General features: G+C 69.8%; 11 protein-coding genes. 7 read left to right on the top strand and 4 right to left on the bottom strand.

The genetic code is table 11. The features are described 5' to 3' along the window. Positions 1-64 precede the first annotated feature (64 nt). Both ABZ822_RS05810 and ABZ822_RS05805 read right to left on the bottom strand, forming a co-directional pair. On the bottom strand, positions 65-1180 hold the full coding sequence (locus tag ABZ822_RS05810) for a methyltransferase domain-containing protein (RefSeq protein ID WP_360847452.1): 1116 nt from the start codon (positions 1178-1180) through the stop codon (positions 65-67). A 308-nt stretch (positions 1181-1488) separates the two neighbouring features. Further along, positions 1489-1686 (bottom strand): hypothetical protein, encoded by a 198-nt coding sequence (locus tag ABZ822_RS05805; protein WP_360847449.1) that lies wholly within the window; start codon positions 1684-1686, stop codon positions 1489-1491. Positions 1687-1793: 107 nt separating this feature from the next. Between ABZ822_RS05805 and ABZ822_RS05800 the strand changes: the two genes are divergently transcribed. Next, entirely contained in the window at positions 1794-2534 is a 741-nt protein-coding gene (locus tag ABZ822_RS05800) for a hypothetical protein (RefSeq protein WP_360847446.1), read from the top strand. Positions 2535-2684: 150 nt separating this feature from the next. Here ABZ822_RS05800 and ABZ822_RS05795 read toward each other — a convergent pair whose 3' ends face one another. Both ABZ822_RS05795 and ABZ822_RS05790 read right to left on the bottom strand, forming a co-directional pair. Next, complete coding sequence (locus ABZ822_RS05795; RefSeq protein WP_360847443.1) at positions 2685-3479, bottom strand: IclR family transcriptional regulator C-terminal domain-containing protein; 795 nt, start codon at positions 3477-3479, stop codon at positions 2685-2687. Between the two features lie 109 nt (positions 3480-3588). Further along, the gene (locus ABZ822_RS05790; RefSeq protein WP_360847440.1) at positions 3589-4536 is read right to left on the bottom strand and encodes a zinc-binding dehydrogenase; all 948 of its coding nucleotides are present in this window, start codon (positions 4534-4536) and stop codon (positions 3589-3591) included. Positions 4537-5177: 641 nt separating this feature from the next. Between ABZ822_RS05790 and ABZ822_RS05785 the strand changes: the two genes are divergently transcribed. The 6 genes from ABZ822_RS05785 (at position 5178) to ABZ822_RS05760 (ending at position 19927) form a co-directional block, all read left to right on the top strand. Then, a complete protein-coding gene (locus tag ABZ822_RS05785) occupies positions 5178-5930 on the top strand; it encodes a sulfite exporter TauE/SafE family protein (protein WP_360847437.1) in 753 nt (250 codons plus the stop codon). Between the two features lie 323 nt (positions 5931-6253). Further along, a complete protein-coding gene (locus ABZ822_RS05780; RefSeq protein WP_360847434.1) occupies positions 6254-6931 on the top strand; it encodes a hypothetical protein in 678 nt (225 codons plus the stop codon). 3 nt (positions 6932-6934) lie between these two features. After that, the gene (locus ABZ822_RS05775; RefSeq protein WP_360847431.1) at positions 6935-7606 is read left to right on the top strand and encodes a DUF5987 family protein; all 672 of its coding nucleotides are present in this window, start codon (positions 6935-6937) and stop codon (positions 7604-7606) included. Beyond that, positions 7603-9264 carry a GMC family oxidoreductase gene (locus ABZ822_RS05770; protein WP_360847428.1) on the top strand — a complete coding sequence of 554 codons (1662 nt, stop codon included), beginning with the start codon at positions 7603-7605 and terminating at the stop codon, positions 9262-9264. The genes ABZ822_RS05775 and ABZ822_RS05770 overlap by 4 nt, the downstream gene beginning before the upstream one ends. A gap of 1272 nt (positions 9265-10536) precedes the next feature. Then, positions 10537-13263 carry a LamG domain-containing protein gene (locus tag ABZ822_RS05765; protein WP_360848778.1) on the top strand — a complete coding sequence of 909 codons (2727 nt, stop codon included), beginning with the start codon at positions 10537-10539 and terminating at the stop codon, positions 13261-13263. 91 nt (positions 13264-13354) lie between these two features. After that, positions 13355-19927 carry an RHS repeat-associated core domain-containing protein gene (locus ABZ822_RS05760; RefSeq protein ID WP_360847425.1) on the top strand — a complete coding sequence of 2191 codons (6573 nt, stop codon included), beginning with the start codon at positions 13355-13357 and terminating at the stop codon, positions 19925-19927. Positions 19928-19941: the final 14 nt, after the last annotated feature.

Raw genomic sequence — 19941 nt, 5'->3', positions numbered from 1 at the left:
ACGGGCAACGGATGACCTCCGGGGGCGGGGACGGCGGGGCGGGCCTTTGCCAGCCCCGGGCGAGCTACGGGTGAAGTCGGAGGGGTTCGACGACAGTTGCGGGCGTGTGGAGCCACACGCCCTGACCGTCAGGAGTCACCGTGAGGCCGAACTCCTCCGTGCCCGGTGAGCCGAGGTCACGGAACTCCGCATGGACCCGCTCGACCTCGGTCCACAGGTCTCGCGGGCCGTACAGCCACACGGGTTCGCCGGAGCCGAGCGTGGCGCCGGACCCCTGTCCGTCGTCGAGCCAGACGCGAACACCGTCGTCCTCCCGGTGGCTCACCATCGACAGGCCCGGGATGCGGGCGCCGGCGTAGAGGGTGAACGGCAGTGTGACGGCGTGCGCCGGGTCGAGGCCGGTCGACGTGCACCGGCCGGTGCTCTCGTCGATCGGTGCCCCTGCCTGAGCGCGGTGCGAGCGCATGGGCATGTACGAGGCGCCCCCACGGAACGGGCCCACGGCGGTGCCGTCCGGCTGGACGGTGAGCTGCACCAGGGCGCCGCTCCCGAACTCCCGGACGAGCGGGGCCACCAGGACGCCTCCGGGCCGCAGTTGACCGACGAGAGCGAACGGCACGCGTCGCAGTGCGCACGTCGCGATGATCCGGTCGTACGGCGCGGCGGCCGGCCATCCCTTCTCGCCGTCGGCCTGTACGACGGTCGGCGCGTAGCCGGCCGCCGCGAGGTTGTGCCGGCCGCGCTCGACGAGCCCAGGGTCCAGCTCGACACTGAACACCCGCTCCTCGCCGAGGCGTTCGGACAGGAGCGCCGCGACGAACCCCGAGGCGGTGCCGATCTCCAGGACGCGATGCCCGTCCTCGACCTGGAGCAGGCCGAGCATGCGCGCGACCATGGACGGCATCGAGTTGGACGAGGTGGCGACACCGGGCCCGTCCTCCTGTCCGTCGTCCACCTGGATGACCACGGGCTCGTCGCTGTGGACCAACTCCCACCACGCGGCGTCGGTCCTCACCGGCTCGCACCTGGTCGAGCGCTGCCGCCAGATCCTCGGCGGGATGAACAGGTCACGCGGGACCGCGTCCCACACGCGCCGCCATGGATCGTCGAGTAAGCCGCGCTCGTCGAGGTGCTTGAGCAGTGATCGGTGACCTGTGGCCCGCTTCTCGGGGTCCGTCATGGCGTCAGTCTCCCGTCAGGATCCGTCGCCGTCGGGGGACGGCGGCGTCGGCGGAGGGGTCCACGGCTTGATCGGGGCGGGGTTACCGCCGTGCTTGCCGTCATCGGCGTGGAGCATGAGCTTCTCCTCGGTTGTCGCGTCACCCGCCCGTGTCCGGGAGGGCGTTGAAGGGGGTCGCCGACGGTCTACGGATCCGCCGTCACGTCGGCGACCCCGGTCTCAGGGGCGGCGCGGGCGGTGATCGAGCTCGACCGCACTGGGCGACCCTCTGGGCATGCCGGTCGGCACTGGGGGTGTTGGAGGCGTTGTCAGCCGTTGGTCTTTCGGCATCGCGGACACCGGCACGGCGGGTACGCCATGGATCCACGGGAGAGGGTGTAGCCGTCCATGCCATCGAGGTCGGTGGTGCCTTCCGGGACCGCGCGCACCATGCCTTCGCGGCGAGCCATGTAGCGACGCAGTGCCTCGCGGGTGGGTGAAGCGTGGGGCTTGTCGGTGTGCTCCATGACTCCAACTTCGGCCCGCACCAGGGACGTTTCAACGGACACGGGGAGCACGTCACGTCGTCTAGGGTCAACCGTCCAAGAAAGTCCAAACGTCCTCGGGGGGCGTCTTGAACACTGCGCTGCGCGACGCTATGGCTGAATCGAAGATGACCACCGGACGGCTCGCCCGTACAGTCGGCGTCACGGTTAAGACCGCCGAACGATGGTTATCCGACCCGTCGCGGGTCCCGCATCCGAGGACGCGCGCCGAGGTGGAGACGGCGTTGGGAGTGAGCGCAGACGTGTTGTGGCCGAAGGCTGTCCGGTCCACCGTGAAGGTGGGCGCGGACCGCGAGATCGTCTCCGCCTACCCCTACCGCAACGCGTGCCCGACCAGCGTGTGGGCGTCGCTCATCGACGCGGCGTCACAGTCCGTGACCTTTGCCGGATACACGAACTACTTCGTCTGGCAGGAGCATCCGCGGCTCGCGGACCGGTTGAAGCGGAAGGCTCGGGACGGATGCGCGGTGCGGTTCGTCGTCGGTGATCCGGAGTCGGAGGTCACCCGTAAGCGTGAAGAGGTCGAGGGTGTTCCGCTCACGGTCGGGACCCGGATCCGCATCACGCTGGATGCGCTCGACAAGATCAGGGACGAGCCGGGCATCGAGGCGAAGTACAGCGACGAGCACATCGCTCTCTCCGTGTTCACCTTCGACGATCAGATGCTGGTGACGCCGCACATCTCCAATCTCCTCGGGCACGATTCGCCGATGCTGCACCTGCGGAGGCTTGGCGACGACGGCCTGTACGACCGCTTCGCCAGTCATGTCGCTGCTCTGTGGGAGACCGGGCGCCCCGTCTGGCCGTGAACGCACGACAGCGCCCCTGCCGACCGGAGTCGGCGGGGGCGTCGTGTGAGTGGCCAGGGGGTGCGAGCGGCCGCCCACCTCGAAAGTGCCGATCAGGCCATGGCCTTGGAGTGCTGGCGCGCTGTGATCCCGGACGCCCGCCCGCGGGCGTCAGCTCGCGGGCCAGTCGCCTCCGCCCAGGCGGCTCAGCTGGGCCGCCGCGTGCTTCGTGGCGTCGATGACCTTCTGCGGCACCCGCGGCATCACGTCGGCCGGGCGCAGGAGCAGAACCGCGCCCATGATCGAGGAGTCCCACATGATGGGAGCCGCGCAGGAGTTCCAGCCCGCCATGCACTCCTGGTAGCCCACGGCGTGGCCCTGGTCCCGGATGTCCGCGAGGGAGTCCCGCAGTTCGTCGTTGTCCTGGTAGACCCCGGGGCCGGCCTCGTCGGGGACCGGTTCGTCGAAGACCCGCTGCTGAAGGACCTGCGGCAGGTACGCGAGTATCGTCCGGCCCGAGGCCCCTGTGCGCAGGGAGCGGGTGACCGACAGGACGTCCCGCGGTGTCATCCCCAGCTCGACGAGGTCCGAGTCGCCGACGGCCATGTCGATGCACTGCCGGTTGACGCCACCGAACGGCGCCTTCATGTAGAGGAAGACCATGCCCCCGTCGGTCGCCAGCCGGAGCTGCTGCAGCACGGCGTGGGCCTCGTCCCCCGAGAGGCCGTCGTGCGACAGCGCGTGGAACGCCAACTCGCTGACCGACCGGGCGAGTTGGTACCGCCCGCGGCGTGGGCGGGCGAACGTGCCGCTGTAGATGCCGCTCTGCAGTATCCGGCTGACGGTCGAGTCGTCCAGCCCCGTCGTCTCCGCCAGTTCGCTCAGGCTGTGGTCAGGTCCTCCGAGGTCGACGAATGCGCGCTGCACCCGGAAGACGCGTTCGGCGTGGCTCGTCCCGGCGCCCATCTGGTCACTCCTCCGCTGAGCCGTGTGCCGCGCCTCCTCCTGCAGAGGCGCGGCCCCGTGGCGGGGACGAGCCGTTCCAACTCGTAGGTCCGCGTGGGGATCTACGATCTTACTGAGCGGTGTCCAGCAGGAGCTTTCCCAGTTGAGCACGGCTGGTCAGGTCGCGGTGTGCCTGCGCCGCCTCGCCGAGTGCGTAGGTCTTCCCGATGACCGGCCGCAGGTCCCCGGACCGTACGGCCGCGAACAGCGCCCGCATCGACGTCGGCAGCGCCGTACGGTCGCTGTAGAGGTGAGGCAGCCAGAACCCGGACAGCGTGATGGACCGCTCCATCAACTCCCGTGTGGGGACGGCCGCGAGTTCGCCGCCCGCGTAGCCGTACACGACCACGCGGCCGCGGGGGGCGACCGCGCCCAGCACCTGGTGGAAGGTCGTACCGCCGGTCATCTCCAGCGCTGCCTGGACCGGACCGCCGGCGGCCTCCAGGATGCGCTCGGTGAGGTCGTCCGCCGTGGAGGAGTCCACGACCGCGTCCGCGCCGATGTCCTGCGCCAGGCGGCGCTTCTCCTCGGTGCTCGCCAGCGCGACGACCTTCGCTCCGGCGCCCTTGGCCAGTTGTACGGCGAGGGAGCCGACGCCACCGGCCGCGGCGGGGACGAGGACACGCTGGCCGCTGGTCACCTGTGCCGCGGTGAACAGCAGATGCCAGGCCGAATTGCCCTGCAGGGTCAGGGAAACGGCCTGCTCGTCGGTCACGTCGTCCGGGATGTCCCAGATGACGCGCCGGTGGACGAGAGCCTTCTCCGCATAACCCCCGCCCGCCGTCAGGGCCGCAATGCGACGCCCGCCGTCAAGGGTCCCGACGATTTCGTTTCCGGGGATGTACGGCAGCTCGACCGGGTTCAGATACGTGTTTCCCCGCACATGGACGTCCGCGTAGTTGACGCCGGCGCAGTTCACGTTCGCCAGTAGATACCCGGCGCGAGGCTCGGGCTCCGGAACATCGGCGAGCTCCAGCACCTCCGGGCCGCCGAATTCCCGCATCGTGATCGCTCGCACTGCACTCCCTCACAGTTCTGGGTAGGTCGTTGACAGGTTATGGCATGTGGTTCGGGGTGGTTGCGCCGCCTTGTCACCTTGCGATTCTCATGGGGTGAGAAACGGGATCGCTCTTTCTCGCCCTCCGAGAAACGATCTCCGGATTCTCGCGTGGCGAGAACCGGAGAATGACTGGCTTGCGGTGTGTAAAGGCGCGTTGGCATAGTGTCCGCGTCGCATTCCTGGGGCCCATGTGCAATTCCCTTCCACTGCTCCGCGGGGGAGACCAGTGGAAACGGCACAGGCATCTCGGGAGCGGGAACGCAAGCGTGAGGAACGGAATCTCGTCGTTCACTCGTGACGTTCTCGCCTTTCCCCGCCCGTGCCACCCGCACACGGGCCCCAGGATCATGCGGACCGAATTCCGCCCTTGTGGTCGCGTCCGTGTCCGGCCTGTTCGGGCGTACCCGGGGCGGATGCTGCGGGCCGGCGGCCTTCGCTCGGGTCCGTGCGGGCAAAGCCCGGGATTGACCCTGGCGTCGGGGCAGGGCGACGATCTCCGCCGGGCCGCGTACGGGGCGCCGCCGCCGTACGGCGGGCCGCGTTCGGGTGCGGGAAGTCGTCCATGACCGGTGCGGGGCAGCGACCAGTGCGGGGGCAGCGTGGAAGCGTTCGAGGCTGTGGCGATCGGGGCGGCGGCCGTCGCCGCGGGCGGGATCAACGCGGTGGTCGGGTCCGGCACCCTGATCACGTTCCCGACCCTGCTGGCCTTCGGCAGTCCGCCCGTGCTGGCCAATGTGTCGAACACGGTCGGGCTCGTCCCCGGCGTCATCAGTGCGGCGTACGGCTACCGGCGTGAACTCCGAGGCCAGCGGCGGCGGTTGGTCCGGTTCGGCGCCGCATCGCTGACCGGCGGACTCGTCGGGGCCGTCCTGCTGCTGAACCTGCCCGCTGACACCTTCCGCGCGGCCGTCCCCGTCCTGATCCTCCTCGCCTGCGTGCTGGTCGTCCTCCAGCCCCGCCTGAACCGCTGGATGAAGCAGCGCCCGGACCGCGGGCGGCGCGACGGCGGCGTCCCGCTGTGGCTGGGCATCCTGGGGACGGGCGTGTACGGCGGCTACTTCGGCGCGGCCCAAGGCGTCCTGCTCATGGGCCTGTTCGGGAGCTTCCTCAGCGACGACCTGCAGCGCCTCAACGCCGCCAAGAACGTCCTCGCGTTCCTCGTCAACGGCGTCGCCTCGGTCGTCTTCATCGCGGTGACCGAGGTGGACTGGTCGGCGGCCGGGGTGATCGCGGCCGGTTCGACGCTGGGCGGATGGCTGGGCGCCAAGGTCGGCCGCCGGCTGCCGCCGGCCGTGCTGCGCGGCGTGATCGTCCTGGTCGGTGGTACGGCGGCGGTCGCGGTCGCGCTCTGAGGCGGCGGGCCCTGCTCCGAGCGCAGCCGTCGCGCCGCGCGTGGTCCCGGTCCTGGTCCCCGGGCCGCGCCGCCAACGCCCGCTTTCTCCCCGTTCATACCTCGGATGCTGTGAAGAACCACCCGGAACCGGCGCCTCTTCCGTGGCCGTTGTGACGAGTTCCGGCCACCCGTGAACAGGCAGTGACTCAGTGGATGAGTCACTGCACAAGTATTGCCACCCCGTCGGCGCGCCCGCATTCTCTGAATGGCCTTCGCCGCGGAGTCCCCCACCGCCCGATGCGGAGCCGCCAGGTTCGCCCCTGCCCGTACCCAGGAGGTTCCATGGCCCTGCCCCGCCCGCGCCCCCGTCCCCGCCACCGCTCCCGTACGCGCGCCAGGCTCCGTAACGCCGCGCTGGGTCTCGCGCTCGGCGCGGTCGTCGCGGCCGTCGTACCCGGTTCGTCCGCCTCGGCCGCGCAGTCGTCCGCGTCCTCCGAGACGTCCGGCACCGCCGCCGCTTCGTCCACCGTCGGCCCCTTCTCGGAGCCGGCGTTCACGTCCGAGTGCGTATGGCACCACTTCGGCGAGGGCGAGAAGCCCCCGCTGTGGATGTGGGTCTACGACCCGCTCTGCGTGGAGTACGACAAGCGCGACATCACCATCGACAACGGCGGCGCGCTCCGCTTCCTGCTCGCCGAGCCCTCCCGCTTCGCGATCGCCGGTCTCTCCTGCCGCTACTACCAGCGCGATCACTGGAGCGTGCAGAAGTCGAGCGGAGATGTGCCGTACGTGACCTGGGACGGGCAGTACTGGTGGGACAAGGGCGCACGGCGCGCCGGGCTCCGCGTCACGAACTTCCGTATCAACGGGACCTCGGCCGGGATCGGCGACGCGGTGACCGCGCTCCGGCCCCACTTCCCCGAACTGGCCGGCGCGCTCGAGCAGTTCGGCGAGGAGTCGGGGGAGAGCGGCGTCAGCGTCACGCTCCCGTTCAGCCTTCCCTGCAGTCTGGCGGGGTGAGCCATGGGTGCTCCACCGGACCGCCGGGCGGTGCTGAAGGGACTGGCCGCGGCTGCCGCCACGCTGGCCGCCGGCGGCGTGACCGCGGGTGCGCTGGCGGGCGGCGCCGGAGCCGCGCCGGCGGCGGTGGACCCCATCACCGCACAGACGCTTGAGGCGTTCGCCGACACGATCATCCCGGGGGAGCGGCGGCACGCCGGTGACCGGGCCGTGGCCGGGGCCGTCAGCGGCCCCGGCGCGGTCCAGGCGGGCGCGCTCGACGTCCTCGCCTCGCCCGAACTGCCACTGCGCCCGCTGCTTCCGGCCATCGCCGCCCTGCTCACCACCCGGGCCACGGCCTACGCCGCGACGCACCTGATCCTGCTGCCCCCGCTCCAACCGCCGTTCGTCGGGCTGTCCTTCGCCCACCGCACGAAGCTCGTGGGCAAGCTGTACGGGCCGGAGGACGTCGACCGCGCCATCTGGCAGGTCCTCGCCCTGGTGGTGTGTCTTGCCTTCGACACCGCCGCGAACGACGACACGGCCGAGGCTGTGCGCGCCGGCCACCCGGGCCTGACCTGGCTCGGCTTCCCGGCCGCCGGCGCGGACGGCGCCTGGCGCTTCGGCGCGTACTCCTACGGCCGGGCCCTCGCCCCGCTGCACCCGTCCACCACCGCATCGGGGAGCCCGGCATGACAGCGCAGACCACGGACGTCCTCGTCATCGGCAGCGGTTTCGGCGGGGCCATCCCCGCCTACCACCTGGCCGCGGGCGGCGCACGCGTCACCGTCCTGGAGCGCGGACCGCGGCTGGAGAGCGACGACTTCGCGCAGTCCACCCAGCTCGGTACGTACAACCGGATCGTCGACGTCATCCGCGGCGAAGGCATGACGGTCGTGGCGGGCAACTGCGTCGGCGGCGGCAGCGTGGTGTACTTCGCGGCGTCGCTGCGCGCGCCGACCTTCGCGTTCGAGCGCCGCGGCAGCATCGGCCGGCGGCTGTGGCCTGGAGCCATCACCCGGGGGAGCCTCGACCCCTGGTACGACCGGGTCGAGGAGTCGATTCCGGTCGCGCGCACGGGCTGGAACGACGTCTCGTACGCGGGGGGCGTGTTCGCCTCGGCATGCGCCCGCGCGGGCCGTACCTGCAACCCCGTACCGGTCGCTGTCGACATCCAGCAGTGCACCAACTGCAACTGGATGCTGTCCGGTTGTGTCTTCGACGCCAAGCGCTCGATGCTGACCAACTACCTTCCGGCCGCCGAGGCGCACGGTGCGAGAGTGGAGCCGCTGCACGAGGTGCAGATCATCCGGCCCTCGCTGCAGCCCGGTTACCGGTACGCCGTCACGTACACCGTCCTCGGCCCCGACGACTACACCGTCCCGCAGGGCACGGGGACCATCCACGCCAAGGTCGTCGTCCTCGCCGCGGGCGCCGTGGGCACGCCGGTGATCCTGCAGCGCTCGGCCGTCGCGCTCGGCGGCGTGCCGAAGGCGGTGGGCCGCAACTTCTCCGGGAACGGCGACCGCGTGAGCGTGGCCGAGGTGGACGAGGACAAGGTCCGCTCCCTGCTCGGCCTGTCCCGCCCGGGCGGCGAGGCGTACGCGGCCCTGCACATCGGCCGCCCGATCACGGCCGCGAGCTACGACCGGCTGCGGGCGGACGACGAGGAGTTCACGCGCTTCTCGCTTCAGCAGATCTACTTCCCGACCATCACCAACGTCCTGGCGCAGACGGCGGAGGACGGCCCCGGCTGGTACGGCGTGGAGAAGCGACGGATGCGCAAGAACTGGCGGTCGTGGCTGACGCTGCTGGCGATGACGGAGGACGACAACGAGGGCACGTTCGGCCCCGTACCGGCCACCGGAAGCTTCACCCGCCTCGCCCAGGGCCTCGGCCTCGGCAGCCTCTTCTTCCGGGCCACCGACCGTACGCGCAGAGGCTGGCGGGAAGCCGACGCCGAACTGCGGGCCATCCTCGAGAAGGACGGGCTCGCGCGGGTGCGGCCGTGGACGGAGGACGTGGCGGGCGCGGTGACGGCCCATCCGCTCAGCTCGTCCCGCATCGGCGACGACCCGGCGACCTCGGCGCTGGACGACCTGCACGAACTCCGGGGCCACCGGGGGCTGTTCGTCACGGACGGCTCGTCGGTGCCCGCCTCGCTGACGGTCAACCCGTCGCTGACGATCGCGGCCCTCGCGGAACGCGCCGTCCCGGGCATCGTGGCCCGCGCCGCCGACGCCGGTGTGGACGTCCGCTACGGCGCCCCGGCCCCGGACGGCTCCACATCCGGCCGCAAGGAAACGGCGGCGCAGGCCCGCAGGCTCACGAAGCGGGCGGCGGCCCGCGGCTAGCCGCGGGCCCGCCGGCGCGGCCCGCGGAGTGCCGGATTCCCCCTGGCCTGAACACCCGCTGTCACCATCGCTTGTGTCGCAGTTCACGTTGACGTCGGGAACTGAGGCAGCGTTGACTCTCCCCACTTATGAAGATTCTGTGACTCTGGGGTGGGGACTGTGGAGTTGGGGTCCGGGGGGCGGCGCAAGCGTGCCCGAAGACGGGTGGCGCGCCATGCTATCGGTGGCGCGATCGCTCTTGCGTCGGTGCTGTCGGTCCTGCCGGTGCTCCCGCCGTCCCCAGTTCAGGCGCACGCCACCACCGCGTCGGCAGCCCTGACCGAACGGTCGGCATCCGCCCGGGCGGTGGCGTCCGGCGAACCGGTGGAAGTGACCGCCGCGCGCACCGAGTACTCGCAGACGATGGCGAACCCGGACGGCACCTACACGCTGACGCAGTCGACGGAACCCCAGCGGGCGCGGGCCGGGGACGGTTCGTGGCGGGCCATCGACCTCACGCTGGCGAAGCGCGCCGACGGGCGTGTGGCACCGAAGTCGGCAGTCGTCGGCCTCGACTTCTCCGGGGGCGGGTCCGGTTCGGGGATGCTCCGGATGCGCCACGGCGAGCAGGAGCTGAGGCTGGGCTGGCCCGGCTCCCTCCCCGCTCCCGTCCTCGACGGGCCGACGGCGACGTACGCGAACGTCATCGACGGAGTGGACCTGCGGCTGACGGCGACGGCCGAGGGGTACCGCGAGGTCCTGGTCGTGAAGACGGCCCAGGCGGCGGGGAATCCGGCGCTCGAAGAGATCAAGCTGAATGCCACCGGTGATGGCGTGAGCGTGGTACCAGGAGCCGGCGGCGGGCTGCGAGCGGTCGACGCCGACGGCAACGCCGTGTTCCGGGGGCCGTCCGGGCAGATGTGGGACTCCGCGGGCGACGCGGCCGGACCGAGTGCCCAGCTGGGCCGGGCCGCCACGCGCGAGTCCGACGAGCCGCGAGAGGAACAGGCACCCGAGGGCGACCCGGCGCAGCCCGGCGAGGGCGACGCCACCGCGGAGCTTCCGGTCACGGTCGGGGGCGGCGCTGTATCGGTGGAGCCCGACCTGGACGTCCTGCGGGGCAGCCGGACGGTCTATCCCGTGTTCATCGATCCGTCGGTGGGTCTGGGCGCGTCGGAGTGGACGAAGCTGTCCTCGGACGGCGACAAGTTCTGGAAGTTCGACGAGCCCAAGGGAGTCGGCCTCTGCGGAACCGCGGACGGCTACGCGTGCGGCTCCGGCTACCGGGACCGCATGTACTTCGAGTTCGGCGCGTCGAAGCTGGCCGGTAAGCATGTCCTGGACGCCACGTTCCGGGCGTACGAGACCTGGTCCTTCAACTGCACTCCGTACTGGGTGGACCTGGAGCGAACCGACAACATCTCGGAGGGGACCCGCTGGCCGGGCCCGAAGCAGCTCGACCAGATGGGGGACCGCTACGTCTCGGCGGGGCGCGGCGATCTGTGCCACCCCGAACAGCCCAACCAGTGGGTGGAGTTCAACGACAACCCGGACGAGCCCGACGAGAATCTGGCCTCCACCGTGCGCTCCCTCGCGGACGGAAGGATCTCCCGGCTGACCCTGATGCTGCGCGCCAAGGACGAGAGCCAGCCGCGGGCGTGGAAGCGCTTCGACTCCAACGCCGAGTTGAAGGTCCGGTACGTCCACAAGCCCGGCGTCCCTGGCTCGGTCGGCGCGATCCCCGGTACGGGCACCAAGGCCCAGTGCCGCCCGTCCTCCGACCCGCTGACGGTGACGGTGGACACACCGACCGTACAGGCGAGCGTGCAGACCAAGGTCGAGGCGCACGAGGGGGAGGAAGAGGGCTCCCTGCAGGCCGAGTTCGTGATGCAGCGCAGCAGCACGGACACCACGTCCGGTACGTGGTCGCAGGTCTGGAGCGACTACAAGCCGGACAGCGGATGGGACCCGGACGGAACGCTGGAGAAGGCGACGACCGACAAGCGAGCCGATGGCGGTCTCTACCGGTTCCGGGCCAGGACCCAGTCGCACTGGAGCTACAACGGCACGTCGGGCGACCTCTTCTCGCCCTCCTCGTCCTGGTGTTATCTACGGATCGACTCGACTGCGCCCAAGAAGCCGTCGATTGCCTCCGACGGCCCGTACACCCTGTGCACGGCCGACGACTGCGCGGCGCAGGGAGAGCCGGGACGCCCCGGCACGTTCACGTTCACGCCCAACGCGGCCGACGCTGACGTGAAGGCGTACCGGTGGCGGCTCCTGACCACCGAAGCCTCCGCGACCACGCAGGTCAAAGCGGCGACCACGAACGCGCCGGTGCAGGTCAAGGACGTCACCCCGGGGTTGTCCGGTACGCAGACGCTGTCCGTCGAGGCCAGCGATCTGAAGCTGGACAAGGAGGGACGGGTGCGCTGGGGGCCGCCCGCCGAGTTCTCCTTCAAGGTGGGTGTCGAACCCGGGCCGACCGGGCGATGGCGCTTCGACGACGGTGCGCCGGGCTCGGGAGCGACCGTGGCCAAGGACACCGGTGAGGTCGGCACACGCCACGACGCCGTGCTGCGCGACCAGGACGGAACGGGGTGGTCGACCCTGGCACGCCGCGGTGCGGGGGACTACTCACTGCGGCTGAACGACAACCTGACCGATCCCGCCCGCCGGGTCGGCTACGCGTCCACGGACGGTCCGGCGGTGAACACACAGGATTCGTTCACGGTCTCCGCATGGGCCTACCTGACGGATGCCTCGGCGAACCGGGTGGTGCTGTCCGCGCCGGGCGAGCTTGGATCGGCGTTCACCCTCTACTACTCGTCCTCGTCCAGGAAGTGGGTCTTCAACAGGACCGACCAGGACAAGGCCGACCCCACCTACATCCGGTCGTCCGCCGACACGGCGAATCCGCCACTGAACGTGTGGACCCACCTGACGGGTGTCTTCGACACCAAGGGGGACACCGACAAGGCGAACGACACGATCCAGTTGTACGTCAACGGGCGCCCGCAGGGCACCCCCGTAGTCCTGGCCGGTGCCGCGCCCACTTACGTGCCGTGGACCGCCGACCGCAACCTCATGATCGGCCGGTCCAAGGTCGGCGGGGCGTACGGCGAGTACTTCCTCGGCCGGGTCGACGAGGTCGCGCTCTGGCAGGACGCGCGGACCGAGCAGCAGATCCGCGAGGAGAACCGGCTCGACAAGGGCGGTGATCCGACAAACGAGTTGGTGGCGCACTGGGACGCGAGCATCTCCCAGGGCACCCAGGTCGCGGAGAGCCCCGAGGATCCCGACGACCCGGCGGCGACCTCCTTCCCGTATCACCGCGGCGGGTTGACGCTGTCAGCCACGGGAGCATCGCTGACCGGGGCGGACGCCACCGCGCTGGTACTGAACGGTTCGTCGGGCCATGCGTCGGCGAACGGCCCGGTGGTGGACGAGACCGGTTCCTTCACGGTGTCCGCGCGCGTACGCCTCTCCAAGGCTCTCCTGGCCTCCAAACCGGTCGGGTACAAGGGGCTGGTGGCCGCGCAGGCGGCACCGGGGGGCAAGGAGTCGTCCTGGGCCCTCTGGGTGGCCAAGACGCCCGACACCGACGGTGACGGCGACGGCGACTACCGCTGGGTCTTCGGACGGACAGCCCTCGACGCCGGTGGTTCGGTGCTCGACACGGCCGTCGCGCAGGCCGACGCCGTGATCGGCGATCACGAGTGGGACACCTGGGTCGACGTGACCGGTGTGTTCGACGCCGGTAGGGACTTCACCGACACCGAGGGCCACCAGCGGTACGGCGTCGCGGAGTTGCACGTGGGGCCGTTCCTCCAGCGCGGTGACGGAGATCCAGGACTGGCGGCGCCGCAACAGGGCGGCGGGTCGCTCTCGGTCGGCCGCGGGCAGGACGGCGGCACCCTGGGCCACTACCTGCCGGGCGACCTGGCAAAGGTGCGCGTGTGGACCGGCGCGATGACCGAGGAACAAGTCGCCGTCCGTATCGCACAGCCGTCGGCGTAGCCGCCGCGGCTCCCGACTCCGCTTCTTCTTGCAGACCAACAGCAGTGGCCGGTCGCCCCGGTACGGGCGGCAGCACACGAGGAGACACGTGATGAACCCGTTCACGTCCGGCAGGTCCCGGACGGGCACGCGACGCAGACGGGCATGGCAGCGACGGATCGCCGCGGTCGTCGGCCTTGCCATGGTGCCGGGACTGCTCACGCCGGTGGCCTTCGCCGCCGAGGCGGACCCGTTGGGCAAGCCGGAGCTGAGGGCTCCTCGTGCCACGAAGGTGTCCCCGTTCACCGCACAGGTGAACCGGAAGAACGCCGCTGCCGTTGCCAGGTCCGCCGAGGCGGACCGTACGGCCGCGCGGCGCGCGCGAGCGGTTCAGCGCCGTGAGGTCACCTGGCCACGGAGCGGGACTGCGGTGCTGGCCCCGCCCAGGTCCGGTGAGACGAAGGCACGGGCCGGAACCCTGCCGGTGGCCGTCTCCGCACCGGAAAACCGCAAGGGGGAGAAGCGCCGAGGACGGGCTTCCGCGGTCACGGTCGATGTGCTCGGCCGGAAGGAGGCCGCCGAACTCGGCGTCAAGGGAGTCGTGCTGACGGCGACCGGCCCGAAGAACGGTGGCGGGGCCGGGCTCAGCGTGGACTACTCGGCGTTCGCCTCCGCCTACGGCGGTGACTGGGCGGGCCGCCTGCAGATCGTCCGGTTGCCCTCCTGCGCGCTGACGACGCCGGAGAAGCCGCGATGCCGCAAGCGCGAGCCGCTCACGTTCACCAACGACAGGGCGGCCGAACGACTGCGGGCCCAACTCGCCTTCACCGCAGAGCAGTCGGCCACGGCCGAGGGCGCCCGTGAGCAGGCGGGGCAGAGGACGCAGCTCCGACGGGCCGCCTCCGGCGGGCAGAGGGTCGTCCTGGCCCTGGCCGCCGGTACCGAGTCCGGTGCCGGCGACTACAAGGCCACCCCGCTCGCGGCGTCCTCCACCTGGGAAGCCGGAGGTTCGTCCGGCACGTTCACCTGGTCCTACCCGCTGCGGACTCCGCCCGCGGCTGCTGGGCCCGCACCCGACCTGGCGATCTCCTACGACTCGGGCAGCGTGGACGGCCGTACCGCCTCCACCAACAACCAGGGCACGGCGGTCGGCGAGGGCTTCGACATCACCTCGTCCTACATCGAGCGCAAGTACGGCTCCTGCGAGGACGACGGCCACGACGACAAGTTCGACCAGTGCTGGAAGTACGACAACGCCTCACTCGTCCTCAACGGCAAGGCCAGTGAACTCGTCAAGGACGACACCACCGGTCAGTGGCGTCTGAAGAACGACGACGCTTCCACGGTCACGCGCTCCACCGGCGCCGAGAACGGTGACGACAACGGCGAGTACTGGACCGTCGTCACCGGCGAGGGAACCCGGTACGTCTTCGGCCGGAACAAGCTCGACGGGGCCGGAGCCGACGACCGTACCGAATCCGTCTGGACCGTCCCCGTCTTCGGCGACGACGAAGGGGAGCCGGGCTACGCGGACGGGTCCACCTTCTCCGGCAGGGACAGGAAGCAGGCCTGGCGCTGGAACCTCGACTACGTCGAGGACACCCACGGCAACGCGATGACCTACTGGTACGAAGCGGAGGAGAACAACTACGACAAGCTCGGGGACGACAACACCGGAACCGGCTACATCCGCGGCGGGTACCTGAAGGAGATCCGCTACGGCCAGCGGGCCGGCGCCCTGTTCTCGGCCGCGCCGTCCGCCTCCGACAAGGTCACCTTCTCCTACGCCGAACGCTGTCTCGCCTCCGGCACAGGCTGCGACTCCCTCACCGAGGACACCCGCGACAACTGGCCCGACGTGCCGTTCGACTCGGTGTGCAAGGACGGCGACAAGTGCACCGGCAACGTCGGCCCGTCCTTCTTCACCCGCAAGCGGCTCACCGGCGTCACGACCCACGCGTGGGACGCGGCCGCCTCCACGCCGGGCTACGCGGCCGTTGACCAGTGGTCGTTCAGGCAGCTCTATCTGGACCCCGGTGACACGGGTGACTCCTCCGATCAGTCCCTGTGGCTGGACGAGATCCGGCACACCGGAAAGCGCGGCTCCGATCTCGCCCTCGACCCGGTCACGTTCACGCACGTCTTCCTGCCGAACCGCGTCGACGGGGCCACCGACGACATCCTCTCGCTCGACAAGCCGCGCCTGAAGACCGTCACTTCGGAGGCCGGAGCGCAGACGATCGTCAGCTATGCGCCCGCCGACTGCGTGGCCGGGCAGACGATGCCGAAGGCGGACGAGAACACGCGCCGCTGCTACCCGGTGTACTGGTCGCCGAACGGCGCCAGTGACCTCCAGCTCGACTGGTTCCAGCAGTACCCGGTCACCTCCGTGTCCACGACCGATCCGCACGGTGGCTCCGAAGCCGTCCAGCACACGTACAGCTACTCCGGCGGCGGTGCCTGGCACTACAACGACGACCCGATGACGCCCGCGAAGGAGCGCACCTGGTCGATCTGGCGCGGCTTCGGCCGGGTCACCCATCTCACCGGTGACAGCGACAGCGACCAGCTCAAGACCGTGACGGTCCACCTGCGCGGCATGAACGGCGACCGCGTCCTCGGTCCTGACGGGAAGACACCGGACCCTGACAAGCGCAAGTCCGTGAAGGTCACGGGCATCAGGGCCGGCGAGATCACCGACTCCGACCCGTACGCCGGGTTCACCCGCGAGACGGTGACCTACAACGGTGCCACCGAGGTCGAGGGCACCGTCAGCGACCCGTGGTCGAAGCGGACCGCCACGCAGCACAAGTCGTACGCGGACACCGAGGCGTACTACGTGCGCACCCAGGCCACGCATGCCCGGACCAACGTCACCAGCGGCATCACCCCGCGGGACCGCGTCCGGACGACGGTGACCACCTACGACGACCACGGCATGGCTGAGACCGTCGAGGACCGGGGTGACGACGCGGTCAGCGGCGACGAGACCTGCACCCGCACCTGGTACGCCCGCAACGACGCACGCGGCATCAACTCCCTTGCCTCGCGTGCCCGCAAGGTCGCGGCCACGTGCTCGACCACGGACGCGGATCTGGATCTGCCCGCCGACTCCACGCGGCCCGGCGACGTCATCTCCGACACCGCCACGGTCTACGACGACACCACGGCCACCGCCTGGTCCGCGTCCCAGAAGCCGACACAGGGCGAGCCCGCCTGGACGGGCCGTGCGAAGAGCTACGGCAGCGACAACGTCCCGGCGTGGCAGAAGACCACGACCACCACGTACGACGCGCTGGGCCGTCCCCTGACGGTGAAGGACACCGACGACGTCACCACCGCCACGACGACGTACACCCCCGCGGTGGCGGGCCCGCTGACCGCGACCACGACCGAGAACGCCAAGCAGCACAAGACGACGACCACGGTGGACTACGCCACCGGTTCCACCACCAAGGTCGTCGACCCGAACAAAAAGATCACCGAGACCGAGTACGACAGCCTCGGCCGCGTCACCAAGCAGTGGCTCCCCAACCGCGTCAAGGTTCTGGACCAGAGCCCCAACTACGTCTACGACTACAAGGTCACACGCTCGGGCATGTCCTGGGTCGCCACCGGGGCCTTGCAGGGCGAAGGCATCAACTACAACACCACGTACGAGTTCTACGACTCCCTGCTACGCAGCCGCCAGGTGCAGAGTCCGACGCCGGTGGGCGGACGTCTGGTGTCCCTCACGCTCTACGACGACCGCGGGCTCGCCGTCAGCGCGCAGGGCGACATCTGGGACAACACCTCGCAGCCCAACGGCACACCGGTGGAGACCGAAGGCGGCCAGGCGCCCGTCCAGACCGACACCACGTACGACGGCGCGGGCCGCGCCGTCAAGCAGGTGACCAAGAACTACAACGTCACCCGGTGGACGACGGAGAGCACCTACAGCGGCGACACGGTGACCGCTTCGGCACCGGCCGGTGGTCAGGCCACGGCCGTCGTGACGAACGCACTGGGCCAGACGACCGAGCGGCGCGAATACGCCGGTCCGAAGCCGGAGGGCACCGGGTTCACCACCACGGCGTTGACCTACACCCCGGGCGGCCAGCAGAAGACCGTCACCGGGCCCGACCAGGCCAAGTGGTCCTACTCCTACGACCTGTTCGGTCGCATGGTGACGTCCACGGACCCCGACAGCGGCACCACGACCACGGCCTACACGAGCCTCGACCAGGTCGCGAGCACCACCGACGCAGAATCCAGGGCGCTCCTGTACGAGTACGACTCCCTCGGCCGCAAGACCGGCCTGTGGGAGGGCAGCAAGACCGACTCCAAGAAGCTGGCCGCCTGGACCTTCGACACCCTGGCCAAGGGACAGCAGGACACCGCTGTGCGCTACGACGGGGGTGTGTCGGGCAAGGCGTACACGCAGAAGGTCACCCTCTACAGCCCGATGTACCAGGTCATGACCAGCCAGCTTCTCCTGCCCGACACCGATCCTTTGGTGACGGCGGGCGTGGCGAAGACCCTCTCCTTCATCACCGGTTACCGCAGCGACGGGAAGATCCGGCAGTCCGGGACACCGGCCGCCGGCGGTCTGCCTTCGGAGATGATCGGGTACCGATACAACGGGACCGGTCAGCAGATCAGTTCTCAAGGTGCGGGCGGCTATCTCCAGGGTGCCGCGTACTCCCCGCAGGGCGACCTCAACCAGCTCACCCTGGGCATCAGCGGCACCAGCTCGGCGAAGAAGGCCTACCTCAACTACGAGTACGAGCCGGGCACACGGCGTCCCAAGCGCTTCTTCGTCACCGACGACGTGCACGGCTACATGCCGCAGGAACTGAAGTTCAGCCAGGACGACGCCGGCAACGTGACCTCGATCTTCGACGCCGCCACCCAGGGCGGCACCAGCAAGCCGGACTACCAGTGCTTCACGTACGACGGTCATCGACGGCTGACCGAGTCGTGGACGCCGAAGACCGCGGACTGCGCGGCCTCGGGCCGGACAACCGGGAACATCGACGGACAGGCCCCGTACTGGTCGTCGTACACGTACAACGATGCCGGTCAGCGCAAGACGGAGACGACCCACGCCGGTTCGGGGAACACCACCTCGACCTACACCTACGGCACACCCACCGGTCAGCCGCACGCGCTGACCAAGACCGTCACGGGTTCCAAGACCGCCGACTACACCGTCGACAAGACCGGCAACACCCGCACGCGGCCCGGACCCAAGAGCGGTCAGACCCTGACCTGGAACGCCGAGGGCAAGCTCGCCAAGACCACCGAGGGGACGACGGAGACGAGCTACCTGTACGACGCCGACGGCGAGTTGCTGATCCGCCGCGCGAAGGGCGACGGCGACACGGTGCTCTACCTGGGCGAGATGGAAGTACGGCTCACGGTCAAGGGATCGGCCAAGACCCTGTCGGCCAGCCGCTACTACACGGCCAACGGCCGGACCATCGCCGTGCGCACGGCCACGGCCGGTACGTCGGGTTCCAAGCTCAAGTTCCTCGCCGCGGACCACCACGGGACGTCGAGCGTCGCGCTCGACGCGACGACGTACGCCGTGACGAAGCGCTACACGACCCCGTTCGGCGCCCCACGCGGCCCTCAGGCCACGGGCTGGCCGGACGACAAGGGCTTCCTCGGCAAACCGGCGGACACCTCGACGGGACTCACCCACATCGGGGCGCGCGAATACGACCCGTCGACCGGGCAGTTCATCAGCGTCGACCCTGTGCTGTCCGTCGAGGCTCCGCAGAGCCTCAACGGCTACTCGTACGCGAGCAACAACCCGGTGACGAGCGCGGACCCGACGGGCCTGTGCGCGGACATCGACTGCCCGACCCGCCCTGGCCCCAACTACGAGAACACGACGCCGGGCCACATACCGTCGAAGAAGCCAAGGCTGACTCAAAACGCTTCGGCGGCAATCAGATACGGCACCGCGGCGACCTCGAGCACTGGACATACATCGAGGAGCAACGGCTCTTCGCTGACTTGTTCGGGCGCGGGGATTACGACGTATTGCGCGAGAAAGGGGCCGCAGGATAACGAGACCTATTCCGGGAACTACGTCAGCAGCTTGATCGCAAATGTGGACTTCTGGACAGGGCTCATCGAAGGCGCTGGGGGAGCCCTGATGGGCGGAGGGGGGCTTCTACTTGCCGCAGCGGGTGTGGTGGAATGCGGAACCGGCGTGTTGTGTGTCGCCGGAGGGCCTCAAATAGCAGTGGGTGGCACCATCGCCGCGGGTGGATATGCGCTGGGAAGTAGTGGTGCAGACAAGCTCGGCCGGGCATTTCGCGAAGCCGACGAAGCCGGGGCTTCTGGTAGCGGTCGAGCTGCGCAAGAGGGTGGAGCCGCTTACGAGGATTTCCTTGTGGGGAAACTCGGAGGGCGTGGAAGTTTTAAGTCCGGGGGGCGGGAATTTGACGGGGCGTACGTACAGGAAGGCGCCCAGGCTGAAACCTGGTATGAAGCCAAATCGGGGAGGTTCTGGCATACTGCGATGAATAGGCCGAAGGTGATGGAGAAATTTAGGGGGAATGTAGGTGACGCGCGTCGAATAGCGAATGAAGGCGGTGCGGAGTTCGCGGTAATATCGGAGAATTCCATACCTGCGAGTGTGTCCGCATGGCTGGATAAGAAGGGGATTGCGTACAAGGTGATAGGTAAGTGAAAGCGGGAGGTGGG

The organism is Streptomyces sp. NPDC047108, from assembly GCF_040643575.1.
In the GTDB taxonomy this organism is placed as follows: Bacteria; Actinomycetota; Actinomycetes; order Streptomycetales; family Streptomycetaceae; genus Streptomyces.
This window is presented reverse-complemented; position numbering and strand designations above follow the sequence as displayed.